General features: G+C 73.1%; 16 protein-coding genes. 6 read left to right on the top strand and 10 right to left on the bottom strand.

Going from position 1 to position 16,624, the window contains the following annotated elements:
• Window positions 1-153 precede the first annotated feature (153 nt).
• Window positions 154-1,176: a glutamine synthetase gene (gene glnII, locus GXW83_RS19245; protein WP_182444269.1), complete on the top strand. Its 1,023-nt coding sequence runs from the start codon at window positions 154-156 to the stop codon at window positions 1,174-1,176.
• 99 nt (window positions 1,177-1,275) lie between these two features.
• Here the strand turns inward: glnII and GXW83_RS19240 are convergent, their stop codons facing one another.
• The 5 genes from GXW83_RS19240 to GXW83_RS19220 form a co-directional block, all read right to left on the bottom strand.
• Window positions 1,276-2,316 (bottom strand): serine protease, encoded by a 1,041-nt coding sequence (locus tag GXW83_RS19240; protein WP_182444268.1) that lies wholly within the window; start codon window positions 2,314-2,316, stop codon window positions 1,276-1,278.
• Window positions 2,317-2,506: 190 nt separating this feature from the next.
• Window positions 2,507-3,289, bottom strand: coding sequence for a phosphodiesterase (locus tag GXW83_RS19235; RefSeq protein WP_182444267.1), 783 nt, complete (start codon window positions 3,287-3,289; stop codon window positions 2,507-2,509).
• Window positions 3,290-3,377: 88 nt separating this feature from the next.
• Window positions 3,378-4,016, bottom strand: a complete 639-nt coding sequence (locus tag GXW83_RS19230) for an FMN reductase (protein ID WP_182444266.1) — start codon at window positions 4,014-4,016, stop codon at window positions 3,378-3,380.
• A 70-nt stretch (window positions 4,017-4,086) separates the two neighbouring features.
• Complete coding sequence (locus GXW83_RS19225; RefSeq protein ID WP_182444265.1) at window positions 4,087-5,220, bottom strand: LLM class flavin-dependent oxidoreductase; 1,134 nt, start codon at window positions 5,218-5,220, stop codon at window positions 4,087-4,089.
• A 90-nt stretch (window positions 5,221-5,310) separates the two neighbouring features.
• The gene (locus GXW83_RS19220) at window positions 5,311-6,048 is read right to left on the bottom strand and encodes a YoaK family protein (protein WP_182444264.1); all 738 of its coding nucleotides are present in this window, start codon (window positions 6,046-6,048) and stop codon (window positions 5,311-5,313) included.
• Between the two features lie 459 nt (window positions 6,049-6,507).
• Between GXW83_RS19220 and trpS the strand changes: the two genes are divergently transcribed.
• Window positions 6,508-7,593, top strand: a complete 1,086-nt coding sequence (gene trpS, locus GXW83_RS19215; protein WP_182444263.1) for a tryptophan--tRNA ligase — start codon at window positions 6,508-6,510, stop codon at window positions 7,591-7,593.
• A 78-nt stretch (window positions 7,594-7,671) separates the two neighbouring features.
• Here the strand turns inward: trpS and GXW83_RS19210 are convergent, their stop codons facing one another.
• Both GXW83_RS19210 and GXW83_RS19205 read right to left on the bottom strand, forming a co-directional pair.
• Window positions 7,672-8,559: an alkaline phosphatase family protein gene (locus tag GXW83_RS19210; protein WP_182444262.1), complete on the bottom strand. Its 888-nt coding sequence runs from the start codon at window positions 8,557-8,559 to the stop codon at window positions 7,672-7,674.
• 198 nt (window positions 8,560-8,757) lie between these two features.
• Entirely contained in the window at window positions 8,758-9,966 is a 1,209-nt protein-coding gene (locus GXW83_RS19205; protein ID WP_225447104.1) for an amidohydrolase, read from the bottom strand.
• Here GXW83_RS19205 and GXW83_RS19200 point away from each other — a divergent pair.
• A complete protein-coding gene (locus GXW83_RS19200; RefSeq protein ID WP_182444261.1) occupies window positions 9,919-10,500 on the top strand; it encodes a TetR/AcrR family transcriptional regulator C-terminal domain-containing protein in 582 nt (193 codons plus the stop codon). The two genes, GXW83_RS19205 and GXW83_RS19200, sit on opposite strands and share 48 nt — an antisense overlap.
• A gap of 19 nt (window positions 10,501-10,519) precedes the next feature.
• On the opposite strand, the gene GXW83_RS19195 is transcribed toward GXW83_RS19200, so the two are convergent.
• Window positions 10,520-12,265, bottom strand: coding sequence for a pyruvate dehydrogenase (locus GXW83_RS19195; RefSeq protein ID WP_182444260.1), 1,746 nt, complete (start codon window positions 12,263-12,265; stop codon window positions 10,520-10,522).
• Between the two features lie 166 nt (window positions 12,266-12,431).
• Here GXW83_RS19195 and GXW83_RS19190 point away from each other — a divergent pair, with 166 nt between their 5' ends.
• Complete coding sequence (locus tag GXW83_RS19190) at window positions 12,432-13,019, top strand: HutD family protein (protein WP_182444259.1); 588 nt, start codon at window positions 12,432-12,434, stop codon at window positions 13,017-13,019.
• A gap of 356 nt (window positions 13,020-13,375) precedes the next feature.
• On the opposite strand, the gene GXW83_RS19185 is transcribed toward GXW83_RS19190, so the two are convergent.
• Window positions 13,376-14,344, bottom strand: a complete 969-nt coding sequence (locus GXW83_RS19185) for a helix-turn-helix domain-containing protein (RefSeq protein WP_182444258.1) — start codon at window positions 14,342-14,344, stop codon at window positions 13,376-13,378.
• Window positions 14,345-14,471: 127 nt separating this feature from the next.
• Here GXW83_RS19185 and GXW83_RS19180 point away from each other — a divergent pair, with 127 nt between their 5' ends.
• On the top strand, window positions 14,472-15,053 hold the full coding sequence (locus tag GXW83_RS19180) for a universal stress protein (RefSeq protein ID WP_182444257.1): 582 nt from the start codon (window positions 14,472-14,474) through the stop codon (window positions 15,051-15,053).
• 44 nt (window positions 15,054-15,097) lie between these two features.
• Here the strand turns inward: GXW83_RS19180 and GXW83_RS19175 are convergent, their stop codons facing one another.
• The gene (locus GXW83_RS19175; protein WP_182444256.1) at window positions 15,098-15,820 is read right to left on the bottom strand and encodes a GntR family transcriptional regulator; all 723 of its coding nucleotides are present in this window, start codon (window positions 15,818-15,820) and stop codon (window positions 15,098-15,100) included.
• A gap of 183 nt (window positions 15,821-16,003) precedes the next feature.
• Between GXW83_RS19175 and GXW83_RS35370 the strand changes: the two genes are divergently transcribed.
• Entirely contained in the window at window positions 16,004-16,540 is a 537-nt protein-coding gene (locus GXW83_RS35370) for a hypothetical protein (RefSeq protein WP_370466736.1), read from the top strand.
• Window positions 16,541-16,624 lie beyond the last annotated feature (84 nt).

Here is a 16,624-nt window from a genome sequence, read left to right as displayed (position 1 = left end):
ACGTCGGTTAACCTCGCGTTCACACATGGGCAACAGGTGGGAAATTGCGGGCTGTGATCCTCGAGGCCATCAGGACAGCGGACCTCCCCAGTGACGCGGAGCACCGCGCCACGTCACCGCTCAGATCCCACCCCACCGCGAGGAATGCCGCCCGTGAGCTTCAAGGCTGAGTACATCTGGATCGACGGCACCGAGCCGACCGCCAAGCTTCGTTCGAAGACCCGCGTTCTGGCCGATGGCGCGGAGCTTCCCACCTGGGGCTTTGACGGCTCCAGCACCAACCAGGCCGAGGGCCACGCGTCCGACCGCGTGCTCAAGCCGGTCTTCTCGTGCCCGGACCCGATCCGCGGCGGGGACAACGTCCTCGTGCTGTGCGAGGTCTTCAACACGGACGGCACGGCGCACGAGACCAACACTCGTGCGCTGCTGCGTCCCATCGCCGAGCGGTTCGCGGCGCAGGAGGCCATCTTCGGGATCGAGCAGGAGTACACCTTCTTCAAGGGCGAGCGTCCGCTGGGCTTCCCGGTCGGCGGCTTCCCCGCGGCGCAGGGCGGCTACTACTGCGGTGTCGGCGCGGACGAGGTGTTCGGCCGTGACGTCGTCGAGCTGCACCTGGACCGCTGCCTGGAGGCCGGTCTGGCCATCTGCGGCATCAACGCCGAGGTCATGCCCGGCCAGTGGGAGTTCCAGATCGGCCCGGTCGACGCGCTGACCGTCTCCGACCACCTGTGGGTGGCCCGTTGGCTGCTCTACCGCACCGCCGAGGAGTTCGACATCTCGGCGACGCTGGACGCCAAGCCGGTGAAGGGCGACTGGAACGGCGCCGGCGCGCACACCAACTTCTCGACCAAGGCCATGCGTGAGGGCTACGACGCCATCATCACCGCCTGCGAGTCGCTGGGCGCGGACCAGGAGAAGGTGCTGGAGCACGTCCAGCAGTACGGCTCCGGCATCCAGGACCGCCTCACCGGCCTGCACGAGACCGCCCCGTGGGACGTCTACAGCTACGGCGTGTCCGACCGCGGCGCCTCGGTGCGCATCCCGTGGCAGGTCGAGGTCGACAAGAAGGGCTACATCGAGGACCGTCGCCCCAACGCCAACGTCGACCCGTACGTGGTGACCCGCCTGCTGGTCAACACCTGCTGCTCGGCGCTGGAGAAGGCCGAGCAGGTCTGACCGTTGTCCGATCAGGACGCGTGACGTGACGTCCGCAGCGCCCGCCGGGATCATCCGGCGGGCGCTGCGTCGTCCCGGGGCGCTGGGTGCCGGGGGGGATCAGGCGAGGGTGAGGGCCTGGTCGTACAGGGCCTTGACGTCGCTGCCGAACAGCGGGCTGTAGGAGACGTCGGGTGTGTCGCCGCCGGTCTCGTAGCCGCCGATGACGCCGATCAGGGTGCCGCTGCCGGTGTCCGGGTCGTAGTCCGCGATCCAGCCGCTGCCGCTGGTGCCGTCGGTGTAGTCGGTGCAGTAGATCTGGAGCTGGGTCGCGGTGAAGGCGCTGCTGCTGCCGGTGCAGGTGATGGGTTCGTCGGTCGCCTCCGGGTAGCCGGTGAGCTGGACGGTGTCGTCACTGGCCCCGCCCGTGCCCAGGGTGTAGGAGCCGACGACGGATTCGACGGTGCGCCCGTTCAGCGGCTTGACCACGGCGAAGGCGACGTCGTCGTCCACGTCCCCGTCGTCGGTCCAGGCGGAGGCTTCGACGACGCTGGAGATCTGCCACACCCCGAAGGGCGCCGAGCCGTCCCGGTAGCCGGGCACGAAGACGTCGCCGGTGGTGGTGCCGGTGGTGAGGCAGTGGGCTGCGGTGACGATGATGTCGCCGCCCGGGCTGTCCACCACGCTGGCGGTGCAGTGGTGGCTGCCGGACAGGCCGCTGCTGGAGAACAACGCGCCGACCTGGCTGGGCTGTTGGTCCTTGGTCAGGACCAGTGACCGGCCGGGCTCGGTGGTGGGCGGCGCCTGCGCCGGGGCCGCGCTGCGGCTGGGCGCGGCGTCGGCGGACGCCTTCGGGGCAGGCGTCACGGCAGCCGCCCGCGCGGCGCGGGAGGTGGTGGCGGAGGCACTCGCCGAGGGGCGCGGAGCGGCCGTGGCGCTCCGCGGGGCGGCGGGAGCCGGAGTGTTCGGGGCAGCCATCGGTTGGGCCTTGGCCACGTCCAGGATGTGCAGCAGCCGGGTGTCGGCGCTGCTGCTGGTGGTGGCAAGCACGCCGACGGCCAGGACCAGGCCGGTGGTCAGGGCTATCGCGGCGGTTCTGCGCCGGTTCCGAGGGGTGGCGCGCTGGTGCTGGGGGCGGCTCTCCGGCTCGGTCGGCTCCATGCAGTGCTCCTCCGTTCGGTGGCGGCACGGGCGCCTCCCGGGTGAGGAGTGACGTCCGTACCGCTACCGATGGTGGGTGCTGCTGCTGAGAGGTCGGTGGGAGGTCCCTGAGAGCCGCATGAGTCCGCACCGTTCCGGGTGGGGCGGCGCGGGGCCGCCGAGGGCGGAACTGCCCTGCGGGCGCCGCCTTTCAGAACCCGGCGACGGGCGCGGCGGTGTGGCTGACCTGGACGGTGTGGGTGACCCAGGAGCTGCCGGTGTGCAGGTGCAGCAGGAAGGAGGTGGGCTCCGGCAGGAAGTTGGGGGCGCCCCCGTCCATGGCCAGGCCACTCTGAAGATGGGTGCTGGGCGCGATGGCCAGGGTGCTGCCCGCGAAGGCCGCGGTGATCGGCCGGTGGACGTGTCCGGCCAGGACGCGGACGACGTTGGGGTGCCGGGCGACGACCTCGGCCAGCGCCTCGCCGTCGGCCAGCCGCATGCCGTCCAGGTAGGGGATGCCGATCGGGACGGGCGGGTGGTGCAGGCAGACCAGGGCCGGGACGTCGGGTCGCAGCGCGAGCATCTCGTCCAGCCAGGCGAGCTGGGCCGGGCCCAGCTCGCCGCCGGGCGCGCCGGGCACCTGGGAGTCCAGCACGACCACGGTGAAGGCCGGGTGGTCCACCACGTAGCGGGTGGAGTCCGCGCCGCCGAGGAAGCCGGTGCCCTCGAAGGCGGCGGTCAGCTCCTCGGGCAGGTCGTGGTTTCCCGGGAGCAGGTACAGCGGCAGGGGAAACCGGCCGAGCACCTCGCGCAGGGCCGCGTACTCCTCAGGTCGGCCCCGCTCTACCAGGTCGCCGGTGATCACCACGCAGTCCGGCTGCGGCTCCAGGGCCAGCACCCGGCCCAGTGCCCGGCTCAGGCCGGAGGCCGGGCCGCCCGCCAGCGGGCCGGTGGTGATGTGCGGGTCACTGAGGTGCGCGATCGATACGGTCATGGATGCACTCTCCACCGGCATGATCGTCCACGGCAACCGGCAACGCCGGGGGCGGCCGCGCACCCGGGCCGGTCGTCCGTCCGGACGGCTATGCGCCGGGGCGCAGCGCGGCCAACTGCTGCTCGAAGGGCAGGAAGTCCTCCCCGGCGGGCGCGGTGCGGGCGGGGCGGCCGTCGACCAGGTCGGCCAGCTCGCCGGCGGCCCGGGCGATCCGGGCGGGCAGGCTGCCCTCGCCCGAGCCGCCGTCGGCGCCCCAGTCCTCGGTCGCGGCGTAGACGCCGGTGGGGACGACCACCGCCCGCAGGTACGAGAACAGCGGGCGCAGCGCGTGGTCGAGCACCAGCGAGTGGCGGGCGGTGCCGCCGGTCGCGGCGATCAGCACCGGCACACCGGTGAGCGCGGTGTTGTCGAGGACGTCGACGAAGGACTTGAACAGACCGCTGTAGGAGGCGCTGAAGACGGGCGTGACGGCGATGACGGCGTCCGCGCCGGTGACCGCCTCGACGGCTTCGCGCAGCGCGCCCGGCGCGAAGCCGGTGACCAGGTTGTCCGCGATCGGCCGGGCGAGCTCGCGCAGGTCGACGGTGCGGGTGCGGACCTCCCGGCCGCGCCCGAGCAGGCTCTGCCGGACGCCCTCGGCCAGGCGGTCGGCGAGCAGGCGGGTGGACGAGGGCCGGCCGAGGCCGGCGGAGATGACGGCGAGGTCGACGGGGGCGGCGGCGGTCACGGGGGCCTCCTGGGGGTGTCGCAGGGACGGTTTTCGGGACGGCGCGGCGCGGGGCGCTGCGGCGCGCGGATCAGGCGTCGGCGGCGGTCGGCGCCTCGGCGGCGTCGGTGTCGGTGTCGGCCTGGGCCTGGGCGTTGCGGCGGGCGAGCAGTGAGGCGTGGGTGGGGGCGTCCGGGACGTCGGCCGGGCGGCCGATGGCGAACTCCTTGCGCAGCACCGGGACGACCTCCTCGCCGAGCAGGTCCAGCTGCTCCAGGACGGTCTTCAGCGGCAGACCGGCGTGGTCCATCAGGAAGAGCTGGCGCTGGTAGTCGCCGTAGTGGTCGCGGAAGGCCAGGGTGCGCTCGATGACCTGCTGCGGGCTGCCGACGGTGAGCGGGGTCTCGGCGGTGAACTCCTCCAGCGAGGGGCCGTGGCCGTAGACCGGGGCGTTGTCGAAGTAGGGGCGGAACTCGCGTACCGCGTCCTGGGAGTTCCTGGCCATGTACGCCTGGCCGCCGAGGCCCACGATGGCCTGCTCGGGGGTGCCGTGGCCGTAGTGGGCGTACCGCTCGCGGTAGAGGCCGATGAGGCGCTGGTAGTGCTCCTTGGGCCAGAAGATGTTGTTGGCGAAGAAGCCGTCGCCGTAGTAGGCGGCCTGCTCGGCTATCTCGGGGCTGCGGATGGAGCCGTGCCAGACGAACGGCGGGACGCCGTCGAGCGGGCGCGGGGTGGCGGTGAAGGACTGCAGTGGGGTGCGGAACCTCCCGGACCAGTCGACGCTGTCGTTGCGCCACAGCGCGTGCAGCAGGGCGTAGTTCTCGACGGCGAGCGGGATGCCCTGGCGGATGTCCTTGCCGAACCACGGGTAGACCGGGCCGGTGTTGCCGCGCCCCATGACCAGGTCGACCCGGCCGTCGGCGAGGTGCTGCAGCATCGCGTAGTCCTCGGCGATCTTCACCGGGTCGTTGGTGGTGATCAGCGTGGTCGCGGTGGAGAGGACGAGGTGCTCGGTGCGGGCGGCGATCCAGCCGAGCATGGTGGTGGGGGAGGAGGGCACGAACGGCGGGTTGTGGTGCTCGCCGGTGGCGAAGACGTCCAGGCCGACCTCCTCGGCCTTGAGCGCGATGGTGGTCATGGCCTTGATCCGCTCGTGCTCGGTCGGAGTGCGGCCGGTGGTGGGGTCGGGCGTGACGTCGCCGACGGTGAAGATGCCGAACTGCATGGGAGGCCCTCCTGGTCCATATCGTTATCGTTGAAGGTTCAACTATACCGGTGAACGACCTCCCCCCTCCCCGCATTCCCGACGGCCGTATCAGGCCGTCGGGTGGGCCCAGGCCGGTTGCGTGCGCACCTGGCCGACCAGCGACGCCGCCTCCAGCGCCAGCAGCGCCCCGCACGCCAGCAGCGGCAGCGCCGCCGAGACGTGCAGCGCGAGCAGCGCCCCGGCGTACCCGCCCAGGAACATCGCCACGGCCGACAGCACCCGCCTGCCGGACTTGCTGTCCTGGCCGCCGCCCAGCGCGCTGTCGGCAAAGACGCCGGTGATGGTCATGGTCAGCACCGTGGTGGTCAGGTCCGGGACGCCCAGTCGGCGCACCACGCCGTTCTGCGCGCCCATCGCCGGGCCCAGCAGCGCGATCAGCAGATAGCGCATCCACCCCCGGGAGGGGTCGGCGGCCGTCGCGGCACAGGCGTACGACACCAGGACGAGCAGTGCCTCGGCGACCACCACCGCCAGCAACAGCCTGCCCCGGTGCTCGCGGAAACGGTTGGCCAGGCGTCCGCCCAGCGCCGCCCCGACGGCGAAGGCCAGCAGGGCCACCGCCGAGGCGGCCAGCGAGAAGCCCTTGGCGCCCGCCAGCGCGAAGGCCATGAAGACCACATTGCCGGTCATGTTGGCGACGAAGACGTGGCCCAGCACCAGATAGCTGAAGGCGTCCACCAGCCCGGTGACCACGGTCAGGCCGAGCAGCAGCGGCGGCAGCGGGCCGTGCCTGCTGTCCGAGCGGGGGGTGAGAGTGGTCCAGGCGTCGCGCAGGGGTCCGGTCATGGGGACGATTCTCCGTCCCCCGGGCCGGGCCGCCCAGATGCCCCGCCCAGATGCCCCGCCCGGATGCCCCGCCCGCGTGTCGGCGCGGCCCGCCGCCTCGGTAGGCTGCGGCGGACGCCGGCCGAACAGGGAGACTGCGCACCTTGCCCGACCCCCGAGACCCAGCACCGACCGTCCCGGGCACGGACGTTGGCGCGCACCCCGGCCTGCATCCCGGTGCTTCGCGCTGCAGCGCACGGCGAAGCGCCGATGTCCCGCCCGGTCGGATGGCCGGGCGCTACACTGGCCGCATGTACCGTGCATGCAGTCTCAGCTGGTGGCGCTCCTCGTAGGAGCGGCCACCTCGCATGCACCCCCAGGGCCGTTCGTTCCGGACGGCCCTTGTGCGTTCCCTGGCATCGCACGGGCTCTGCCCGGACCGGCGGCCGTCCCGCCCCGTCCGCACGTCAGGAGAACCCGATGACCACCGCCCTCGCCACCGACCACCACGCCGCCGACCACGCTGCCGCCGAGGCGCGCAGCGTCGAGCTGGACCGGCGGGTCCGGCTCGACCCCGGGCGCTTCCGGATGCTCACCGGTGACCGCCCGACCGGGCCGCTGCACCTGGGGCACTACTTCGGCACCGTGCACAACCGGGTCCGGCTGCAGAACCTGGGCGTGGACCTGTTCGTGATCGTCGCCGACTACCAGGTCCTGACCGACCGGGACGTGGCCGACCGGCTGACCGAGCACGTCGAGGGGCTGGTCCTGGACTACCTGGCCGCCGGGGTGGCCCCGGACCGCGCCACGGTCTTCGCGCACAGCGCCGTTCCGGCGCTCAACCAGCTGATGCTGCCGTTCCTGAGCCTGGTGTCCACCGCCGAGCTGGGCCGGAACCCGACGGTCAAGGACGAGATCGCACACTCCCGGCAGTCGGCCGTCAGCGGCCTCATGTTCACCTATCCCGTCCACCAGGCGGCGGACATCCTGTTCTGCAAGGCGAACCTGGTCCCCGTCGGCCGCGACCAGCAGCCGCATGTGGAACTCACCCGTACCGTCGCCCGGCGCTTCAACGAGCGCTATGCCCCGGCCGGGCAGCCGGTGTTCCCGGAGCCCGAGATGCTGCTGTCGGCCGCGCCGCTGCTGCTGGGCACCGACGGCGGCAAGATGAGCAAGAGCCGGGGCAACGCCATCCCGCTGGCGGCCGACGCCGACGAGACGGCCCGGCTGATCAAGGGCGCCAGGACCGACACCGAGCGCCGGATCAGCTACGACCCGGTCGGCCGCCCCGAGGTCTCCAGCCTGGTGCTGCTGGCCGCGCTCTGCCAGGACCGCGATCCGCACCAGGTCGCCGCCGAGGCGGGGGACGGCGGATCCGCCGGGCTCAAGCGGATCGTCACCGAGGCCGTCAACGAACACCTGGCGCCGCTGCGCGCCCGGCGCGCCGAGTACGCCCGGGACCGCGGCCTGGTGCGGCAGATTCTGCGCACGGGCAACGAGCGCGCCAACGCTGTGGCCGAGGCGACCCTGGTCGACGTCAGAGCGGCCATGCGGATGGACTACTGACGACCCATCAGCTGACACTACGTCACTCCGGGTCTGTCGTCGCAGACGGCCCGGGGTGACGCGGCGGGGGCGCGGCGGTCAGTGCACCTCGGCCACGGGGCGTGCGGCCGGGGTGAACGGGCGGCCGTCCAGGGTCCAGTGCGGGTCCGGGGCTATGTCGAGCGCGGCGTACACATGGGCCGCGACGTCCACGTGGCGGACCTGCTCCACCGGCGCGCCGGGCTCCAGGCCGGGCCCGCACGCCGCCACCCAGGCGGTGCGCTCGAGGGAGGTCCGGCCGCCGTGGCCGCCCTGGTCCAGGTGGCCGTGGTCGGTGACCACGATGACCGTCCAGCTCTCGTCGGCGTAGCCGGGGCGGTTGCGGACGGCGTCGAGCAGCCGGCCGAGCCGCTCGTCGGCCTGCTCGACCGAGCGGCGGTACTCCTCCCCGCAGCCGAGGAAGTGGGCGGTCTCGTCGACCGCGCCCAGGTAGACGAAGGACGCCTGCGGGTCGTCGCCGCCGCCCAGGACGTACACGGCCTCGGCCGTCACCCGCTCGTCGCACTCCTCCCACGCCTCGGGGGTGTCCTCGGCCGGAGCTACGTAGGACAGCCGGCCCGGGGCCGAGAACAGCGGGCCGCCCTGGCGTGCCAGGAAGAGCGGCTCCCAGCCGCCCGCGGCGAAGGTGCGGCGGCGGTGCACGGCCGCCAGCCGGGTGGCGAAGTCGGGGAAGACGTCCAGCCGGTTGCCACCGAAGTGGTTGCCGAACACGCCGTGCTTGGCCACGCCGACGCCGGTGGTGATCGTCGCCCAGCAGGGGCCGGACATGGTGGGGGTGGCGTCGTCGACCTCGACCGGTGCCAGGAACCCGGCCTCGGCGACCGAGTCCAGGTGCGGGGTCCTCAGGTCGGGCAGCAGGTCCAGGCGTACGCCGTCGATGCCGACGACCAGGACCCGGAGGGGGCCGGCAGGCCAGATGCTGGACACGCGTCTTCCGATCTGTAGTGCGGTTGCATGCGAGGGTTGTCGGCACCCTACCCATCCGTCGCCGCCGCCGTGGGCGGAGGTCCCCGGCCGAACCGCGAATCCTCGCGGGGGCGGGAGGAACTGTTCATGCGGCGGTCATGGAAAGTTCGCCGCCGGTACCCCGCCCCTTCGGCGGTCGGAGCGGGGCAGCGCCACTGTTCAGCTCTCGTGGACCACCCGGCCGGCCGCCACCGTCAGCACCACCCGGGCGTCGGCGATCGGCGGGGCACCCGGAGCGAACAGGTCGGCGTCCAGCAGCGCCAGGTCGGCGCGCCGGCCGGCCTCGATCACCCCGCCCTGCTGGTCGTGGTTGACGTGCGCGGAACCGGCGGTGAAGGCGTCCACCGCCTGGTCCAGGGTCAGCCGCTGTTCCGGCAGGAACGGCGCGTTCCCCCGGTTCTCCGGATCGGTCCGGGTGACCGCCACCTCGATCTGCTGCAACGGGTCGGCCGTGGTCACCGCCCAGTCGCTGCCCATCACCAGCTTCGCCCCGGACGCCAGCAGGTGGGCGAAGGGGTACTGCAACCGGGCCCGCTCGACGCCGATGAAGGGCACGGTCAGCTCGTCCATCTGCGGCTCGCTCTGCGCCCAGTACGCCTGGCAGTTCACGATCACGCCCAACTCAGCGAAGCGTGGCAGGTCCTGATGGTCGATCAGCTGCATGTGGGCGATGTGGTGGCGCTGGTCGCCGTGGCCGTTGGCGGTGCGGGCGGCGGCGATCGCGTCCAGGGAGTTGCGTACCGAGCGGTCGCCGATGGCGTGCAGGTGCACCTGGAAGCCGAGCGCGTCCAACTCGGTCACCGCGTCGCAGAGCAGCTCGTACGGCACGTAGCTCAGGCCCAGATTGTCGCTGTGGCCGCCGCAGCCGTCGCAGTACGGCTCGAGCAGCGCGCCGGTGTGGTTCTCCAGCACGCCGTCCGTCATGATCTTGACGGTGGTCGGGTGGAAGCCCGAGCCCAGCCCCGCGCCGGGGGCGGTGACCTCCCGGCCCCGCGTCCGGCGCTCGACCAGCTCCGCGATCTGCTCCAGGCCCCGGCTGCGCTCCCACCACAGCGCGCCCACCACCCGGGCGGTGAGCCGGCCGTCGGCGGCCAGCACCTGGTAGGCGTCCTGGGTGGCGGGGGTGACCCAGGCGTCCTGCCAGCCGGTGATGCCCAGCGCGTGCAGGTGGCGCTGCGCCTCCGCACCCCCGGAGGCAGTGGCAAGGCTGCGCCCGACGGCCCGGGCGCGCCGCCCGGCAGACGCTCCCGGCGGCCCCGGGGCAGCCTCAGCCAGCAGGTCATCACCGAGGCCGTGCTGCGCATCTGCGACCGCGGCGGCATGGACGCGCTCACCTTCGACGCCCTCGGCCGCGAACTGGACGCCCACCCCACCGCGATCTACCGGCACTTCCGCGACAAGGACGAGCTGCTGCTCGCGCTCACCGACGCGCTGCACGCGCAGGCCACCGCCGGAGGGCTGCCGGTCACCGGCGACCGGGCCGAGGACCTGCGCACGGTGGCCCGCCGGATCAAGGCCGCCTTCCTGGCCCATCCGCAGGTCGGGCAGCTGGTCGCGGCCCGCACCGCGCGCCGCCCGCACGAGTTCGAGGTGGTCGAGCACATCCTCGGCTGCATGCGCCGCGCGGGCCTGCCGGACCGCGACGCCGCCCGCTGCTACCGGGTCTTCGCCGATGCCGTGCTCGCCTACGCCAGCATGGAGGCGGCCCTGCACGCGCTGGACGCCCCCACCCGGGAGGCCGATCTGCGCTCCTGGGAGGTCGGCTACCGGGCCCTGCCCGCGGACCGCTACCCGCACCTCGCCGCGCTGCTCGACGACATCCCGGCCCTGGACTCGCCGGACAATTTCGAGTTGGCGATCGACCTGCTGATCGCCTCCATCGGCGCCCGCGCGGCGAACTGACGCGACGTCAATATGGCTGTTAGGGACGGGGGATGTTGCGCAGATTGCTGCGCGCCAGGTCGATCATGGCGCCGACGCCGCCGCTGAGCACGGTCCGTCCGGCGGCCAGGGCGAAGCCCTTCAGCTGCGCGGTGGTGATGTGCGGGGGGATGGACAGCGCGTTCGGATCGGTCACCACGTCGACCAGTGCCGGTCCGGGCACGGCCAGGGCCTCGGTCAACGCCGCGCGCAACTGCTTGGGGTCGGTCACCCGGACCGCGTGCAGACCCAGCGTGGCGGCGATCGCGGCGTAGTCGACGTCCCCGTTGTCGATCGCGTGCTCCGGATAGCCGCTGACCATCATCTCCAGCTTGATCATGCCGAGCGCGCCGTTGTTGAAGACCACCACCTTGACCGGCAGCCGGTGCTGAGCCACCGTCAGCAACTCCCCGAGCAGCATGCCGAGCCCGCCGTCGCCGGACATGGCGACGACCTGCCGCCCCGGCTCGGCGAACTGCGCCCCGATGGCGTGCGGCAGGGCGTTGGCCATCGAACCGTGCAGGAACGAACCGATCACCCGGCGACGGCCGTTGGGCGTCAGGTAGCGCGCCGCCCAGACGTTGTTCATGCCGGTGTCCACGGTGAACACGGCGTCGTCGGCGGCCACCTCGTCCAGCACCGAGGCGGCGTACTCGGGGTGGATCGGCAGGTGGTGGTCGATCCTGCGGGTGTAGGCGCCGACCACCTCCTCCAGGTTGCGGTAGTGCTTGCGCAGCATGGCGTCCAGGAACGAGCGGTCCTGCTTGGGCTTCAGCAGCGGTTGCAGCGCGCGCAGGGTCGCGCCGACGTCGCCGTGCACGGCCAGCTCCAGCGGGGTGCGGCGGCCGAGCCGGGTGGCGTCGTGGTCCACCTGCACCGTCCGGGCCTGCGGCAGGAAGCTGTCGTACGGGAAGTCGGTGCCCAGCAGCACCAGCAGATCGGCCTCGTGCAGGGCCTCGTGGCAGGCGCCGTAGCCCAGCAGGCCGCTCATGCCGACGTCGTAGGGGTTGTCGAACTGGACCCACTCCTTGCCGCGCAGCGAGTGGCCGACCGGTGCGTGCACGGTCCCGGCCAGCCGGATCACCTCGGCGTGGGCGCCGCGCACGCCCGCGCCGCAGAACAGCGTCACCTTGTCGGCGGCGTCGATCAGCTCGGCCAGCGCCCGCACCTGCCCCGGCTGCGGCACCGCCAGTGCCTGCTCGGCCGCCGGTACGAAGGTGCTGTGCCCGGTGGGCCCGGCCGCGGGCAGCGCGGCGATGTCGCCGGGGAAGACCAGCACCGACACCTGGTGCGCGCCCAGGGCGTGCTGGATCGCGGTCCGCAGCAGCCGGGGGAGCTGCGCCGGGTTGCCGACCATCTCGCAGAAGCCGCTGCAGTCGGTGAACACCCGCTCCGGGTGCGTCTCCTGGAAGTAGCCGCTGCCGATCTGCGCGGAGGGGATGTGCGAGGCCAGCGCCAGCACCGGCAGACCGCTGCGCTGCGCGTCGTACAGGCCCTGGATGAGGTGGGTGTTGCCCGGGCCGCAGGAGCCGGCGCAGACCGCCAGCCGTCCGGTCAGCTCGGCGTCGGCGGCCGCGGCGAACGCCCCCGCCTCCTCGTTGCGCACGTGCACCCAGGAGATGCCCTCGGTCCGGCGGATGGCGTCGACCACCGGATTGAGGCTGTCGCCGACCACGCCGTAGACCCGCTCCACCCCGGCCTGGCGCAGTACCGCGACGATCTGGTCGGCCACGCTGGTGACGGCCATGCTCTCTCCTTGCGTACGACGCCGGGGCGCCGGGCGGGGACGCCGGATGGGGACGCGGTGGTTCGCCCCACCACCATAAGCAGGCCGGGCGGGCGGAGCGCGGAACGACGGCGCGCGGCGGCAGGGTACGTTCGAGGCGACAGAAGCGAGGAACGGAGTGTGGGCGATGGCGGCGGTACGGGTGCTGCGGGCGGCGGAGCGGGCCGCCGCGCCGTGGAAGAACGGCGGAGGCGTGACCCGCGAGGTCGCGGCCTTCCCCGAGGGCTCCGACCTGGGCGGATTCCAGTGGCGGGTGAGCCTGGCCGACGTCGCCCAGGGCGGCCCGTTCTCGGCGTTCCCCGGCGTGGACCGGGTGATCACGGTGGTGCGCGGCGCCGGGATGGTGCTCACCGTCGACGGTGTGGAGCACCGGGTGGACGCCCGCTACCGCCCGTTCGCCTTTCCCGGCGACGCCGACACCGGCTGCCGGCTGCTGCAGGGGCCGCTGGTGGACTTCAATGTGATGACCCGTCGCGGCGGCACCGACGCGGTGGTGGCCGTGGTCGAGCGGGAGCCGGTCGCGCTCACCGGGCCGACGGTGCTGGCCGTCGTCCTGGAGGGGGAGGCCGAGCTGGGCCCGGACGGAACGCTGCTCGGCCCGCTGGACGCGGTGCTGCTGGAGGACGGCGGCGCGGACGGTCCGGCAGCGGGCCCGGCCCGGCTGCTCGACGTACGCGGCGTCGCCGCCGTGGTCACCTTCCGCCCGGCGGGCTGACCGGCGGCCGGGCGCCAGGGGGCTGGGACTGGGATGTTTCGTGGACCTGCCGTACGCCCGCGGCGCGCGGAGAGAGGGTGGGCGGTCCGGTACGGGGGAGAACCGGACCGCGTGCCCACTGTGCCCGCCGCCGCCGCGCCGGGGCCATATCCAAGGTGTAAGGGTGGCCGGTGGAAAACCGTCGGTCGAAGGGGTTTGACCTAAGGCGGACGGTGGACGGACGCCCCGCGTGACCTCTCGGGTGAGCCTCCCGCGGGGCGCGCCGTCCGCGCAGCATAGGCACGCCGCCGCACCGCTGCCGCGCCGACCCGCCGCACGGAGGGGGAACCGGACCCGCGCGGCTCGCGCCGGGCCGCTCAGGCGGACGGGGCGCCGGTGCGGTCGGCGAAGTTCCAGCGGTAGTCCTTGGGCGTGACGCCGACGATCTGCCGGAAGTGGTGCCGCAGCAGCGCGCCGGTGCCCATGCCGGTGACCCGGGCGATCTCCTCGATGCTCAGCGCGGTGTCCTCCAGCAGGTGCTGGGCGTGCAGCACCCGCTGCCGGGTCAGCCACCGGTGCGGGGTGGTGCCGGTCTCGGTGCCGAAGCGGCGGGCGAAGGTACGCTCGGACATCCGGGCCCGGCGCGCCAGCGCGGGCACGCTGTGCTCCACGGCGAGGTTCTCCATCATCCAGGTGAGCACCGGCTGCAGGCTGTCGCCGGTGCACTCGGGGACGGGCAGCTGGATGTACTGCTTCTGCCCGCCGTCGCGCTGCGGCGGCACGACCATGCGCCGGGCGATGGCGTTGGCCGGGGCCGAGCCCAGCTCCCGGCGCACCAGGTGCAGGCAGGCGTCGATCCCGGCGGCCGTGCCGGCGCTGGTGACGATGGTGCCGTCGTCCACGAACAGCACGTTCGGATCGACCCTGGCCAGCGGGAAGCGCCGGGCGAAGTCGTCCACGTAGCGCCAGTGGGTGGTGCAGGCGCGGCCGTCGAGCAGGCCGGCCGCGCCGAGGACGTACGCGCCGCTGCACACGGACATCAGGGTCGCGCCGCGGTCGGCGGCGGCGCGCAGGGCGTCCAGCACGGCGGGCGGGTAGGAGTCCCGCATGGTGGCGGCGGGGACGCCGACCAGGTCGGCCCCGGCCAGCGCGTCCAGCCCGTGCGGGGGGATCATGTCGAAGCCGAGGTTGGTGCGCAGCGGCCGCCCTGGATGCTCGCCGCAGACCAGGTAGTCGAAGGCCGGGACGCCGTCGTCGGTGCGGTCGATGCCGAACACCTCGCACAGCACGCCGAACTCGAACGGGGCGAAGCCGTCGATCAGGACGGCGGCGACAGTTTTCAGCATCCCCCCAGCGTAGGTGGCAGGATTTTATTGGACAAGGGCACGGCTGCCACTGTTGGCGGAATTTTGACCCTCCCATACTTACTGCCATGACCCGCGACCGCCGCATACCCGTAACCCCGTCCACCGCATGCTCGTTGACCCCGTCGGGCAGCTGGGAGGCGCGGTCATGAACGGCGGGCGCGTGGTCGTCGGAGTCACCACCTCGACCAGCAGCGCGGCCGCGCTCAGGCGCGGCCAGCAGGAGGCGTGGCGCAGCGGCCGGACGCTGGTCGTGGTGCACGCCTGGGAGCCGCCGGAGGGCGAGATCGTCCACGCCCGGATGCCGTCGGCGCCGATGGCCGCCCTGTGGCAGCGGCAGGCCCGGCGGCGGCTGGCCGGCGTCCTGGCCGAGGTGCTCGGGGCGGACGCGCTCGGCGTCGAGGTGTTCGGGGTCGACGTCCTGGACGTCTCGGGGCTGCGGATCGAGCCGCAGGTGGTCCGCGGCCCGGCCTGGCACGTGCTGCCGCAGCTCGCGGCCGAACCGGAGGACCTGCTGGTCCTCGGCGGCGGCGGCCACGGCCGGATCACCGGCCTGCTGCGCGGCACCGTCCGCCGCCGGGTCCTGGCCCGGGCGGTGTGCCCGGTGCTGACCGTGGCTCCGCCGAGCGCGCCCTGGGCCGCCCGCCGCGCCCTGCGCCGCTCGGAGCCCGGCGACTTCGTCCTGAGCTGAGCGGCGAGCGGATCACCGCTGGCCGCACCTCATATGACGTGGCGTCAAATCCCGTACTCGTAGCCAATGGTGAAGCGGGGAGGCAGGCACCACTCCCCGTACTCGACCACCCCGGCGTCGTCGCTCCAGCGGTGGGCCCCGGCGAGGATGGGCGAGCCGACCGACAGGCCGAGGGCGGAGGCCTCGCGCGCGTCCGCCTGGCGTGCGTGCATGTCCTCCCGGGCGTGGCTGATGGTCCGCCCGGACGCCTCCACCACCCGGGCGGTGAGCCCGGCGTTCTTACCCGGCGCGGTGCTCAGCAAGTCCGGTACCAGTGCGGCGAACTGCGCCGGGTACCAGGTCACCGCGAACGTCGTCCGGCTCTGGCCTCTGCCGGCGATCCACTCTCTGCGGACCACCTGGTCGCCCGGGTCCAGGTCGAACAACTCGGCAACGTACAACGGCGGAACGACCAGTTCGGCCGCGGTCACCCGGCTGGTCTCGCCGTCGGCGAGGATCGACTTGACCCGCTGCACCCTGGCCAGCCGGTCGCGCCCGGAGAGTCCCACCCGGGGGTCGTCGGCGACGAAGGTGCCGCGCGGCGTGGTCCTGATGAAGCCCTCCACCTGCAATGCCTGGAGCGCGCGGGAGACGGTGGCGGCGGCCACCTGCCACTGGCCGCTGATCTCGCGGTTGGTCGGAAGCTTCGTACCCGGTTCCAGGTCACCGGACAGGATGCGCTGACGGAAGTGGTCCGCGATCACGGTGAACGTCTTGGGAGCTGCCATCGCCTTACCTCACAATGCATCTGAGCTGCCGTCAGGTCGCAACCTAGTGCACCGGGAACCGTTGCGCGAGTGCTTCGGCCAGTCACAAACTGAACTAGTGCACCCGGATCCGACGGGACGCGGGCCCCGGTGCGGCCCCTCGGCAGGCGTGCCGTTCGGGACATTCAGGCCAGGAGGTGCGATATGGGCATGGTCGCCCGGGACGGAACGCCCACCCCGTCCGTTCAGCCACGCCCAGAGGTCGCCTGGGACCGCCGGGCCCGGCTCTGGAGGGTCACCACCGCAGGTGAACCGCTCGTCGGCGAGGACGGCCGACCGCTCGGCTGGCTGCTGTTCAGCGCCGCGTTCGACGCCAAACTGGAGCACGAGCAACGCCGCCGACCGCCGCACCCCGAGCCCCAACCCGGCCCCGAGCCAACGCCGGTGGCGCCACCGGCGCCCGAGGCGGCGTCCCGGTCCGGGGCCGGGTCCGCGCCCGCCGGTCACGCGGAGCCGCAGCGGCCCGGCTTACCCGAGGTCGGTGCCTGGGTGCTGGACACCCGCACCGACCGGGTCGCTCTTGTGGTCGACGTCCTGTACGGACGGGTCTACCTGCGCAAGGCGGGCGGCGGTACCGAATGGGAGGCGATGCCCGCGCACCTGCGCCCGGCCACCGCGCGGGAGGAACTCTCCGCCCGGGTGGCCGAGATCAACTTCCGCAGCCGGGCGGGCGGTGCGTAGCAGCGCGGTGGTGATCCGCACCGCTCACCACTGACCCACAACGATTGGTTGTTCTTCTTCGGCTCGGGGTTGTTGGATCTGCAG

It is taken from the genome of Streptacidiphilus sp. PB12-B1b, assembly GCF_014084125.1.
In the GTDB taxonomy this organism is placed as follows: domain Bacteria; phylum Actinomycetota; class Actinomycetes; order Streptomycetales; family Streptomycetaceae; genus Streptacidiphilus.
Note: the sequence above shows the minus strand (reverse complement) of the source record. Positions and strands in the feature narration are given on the sequence as shown.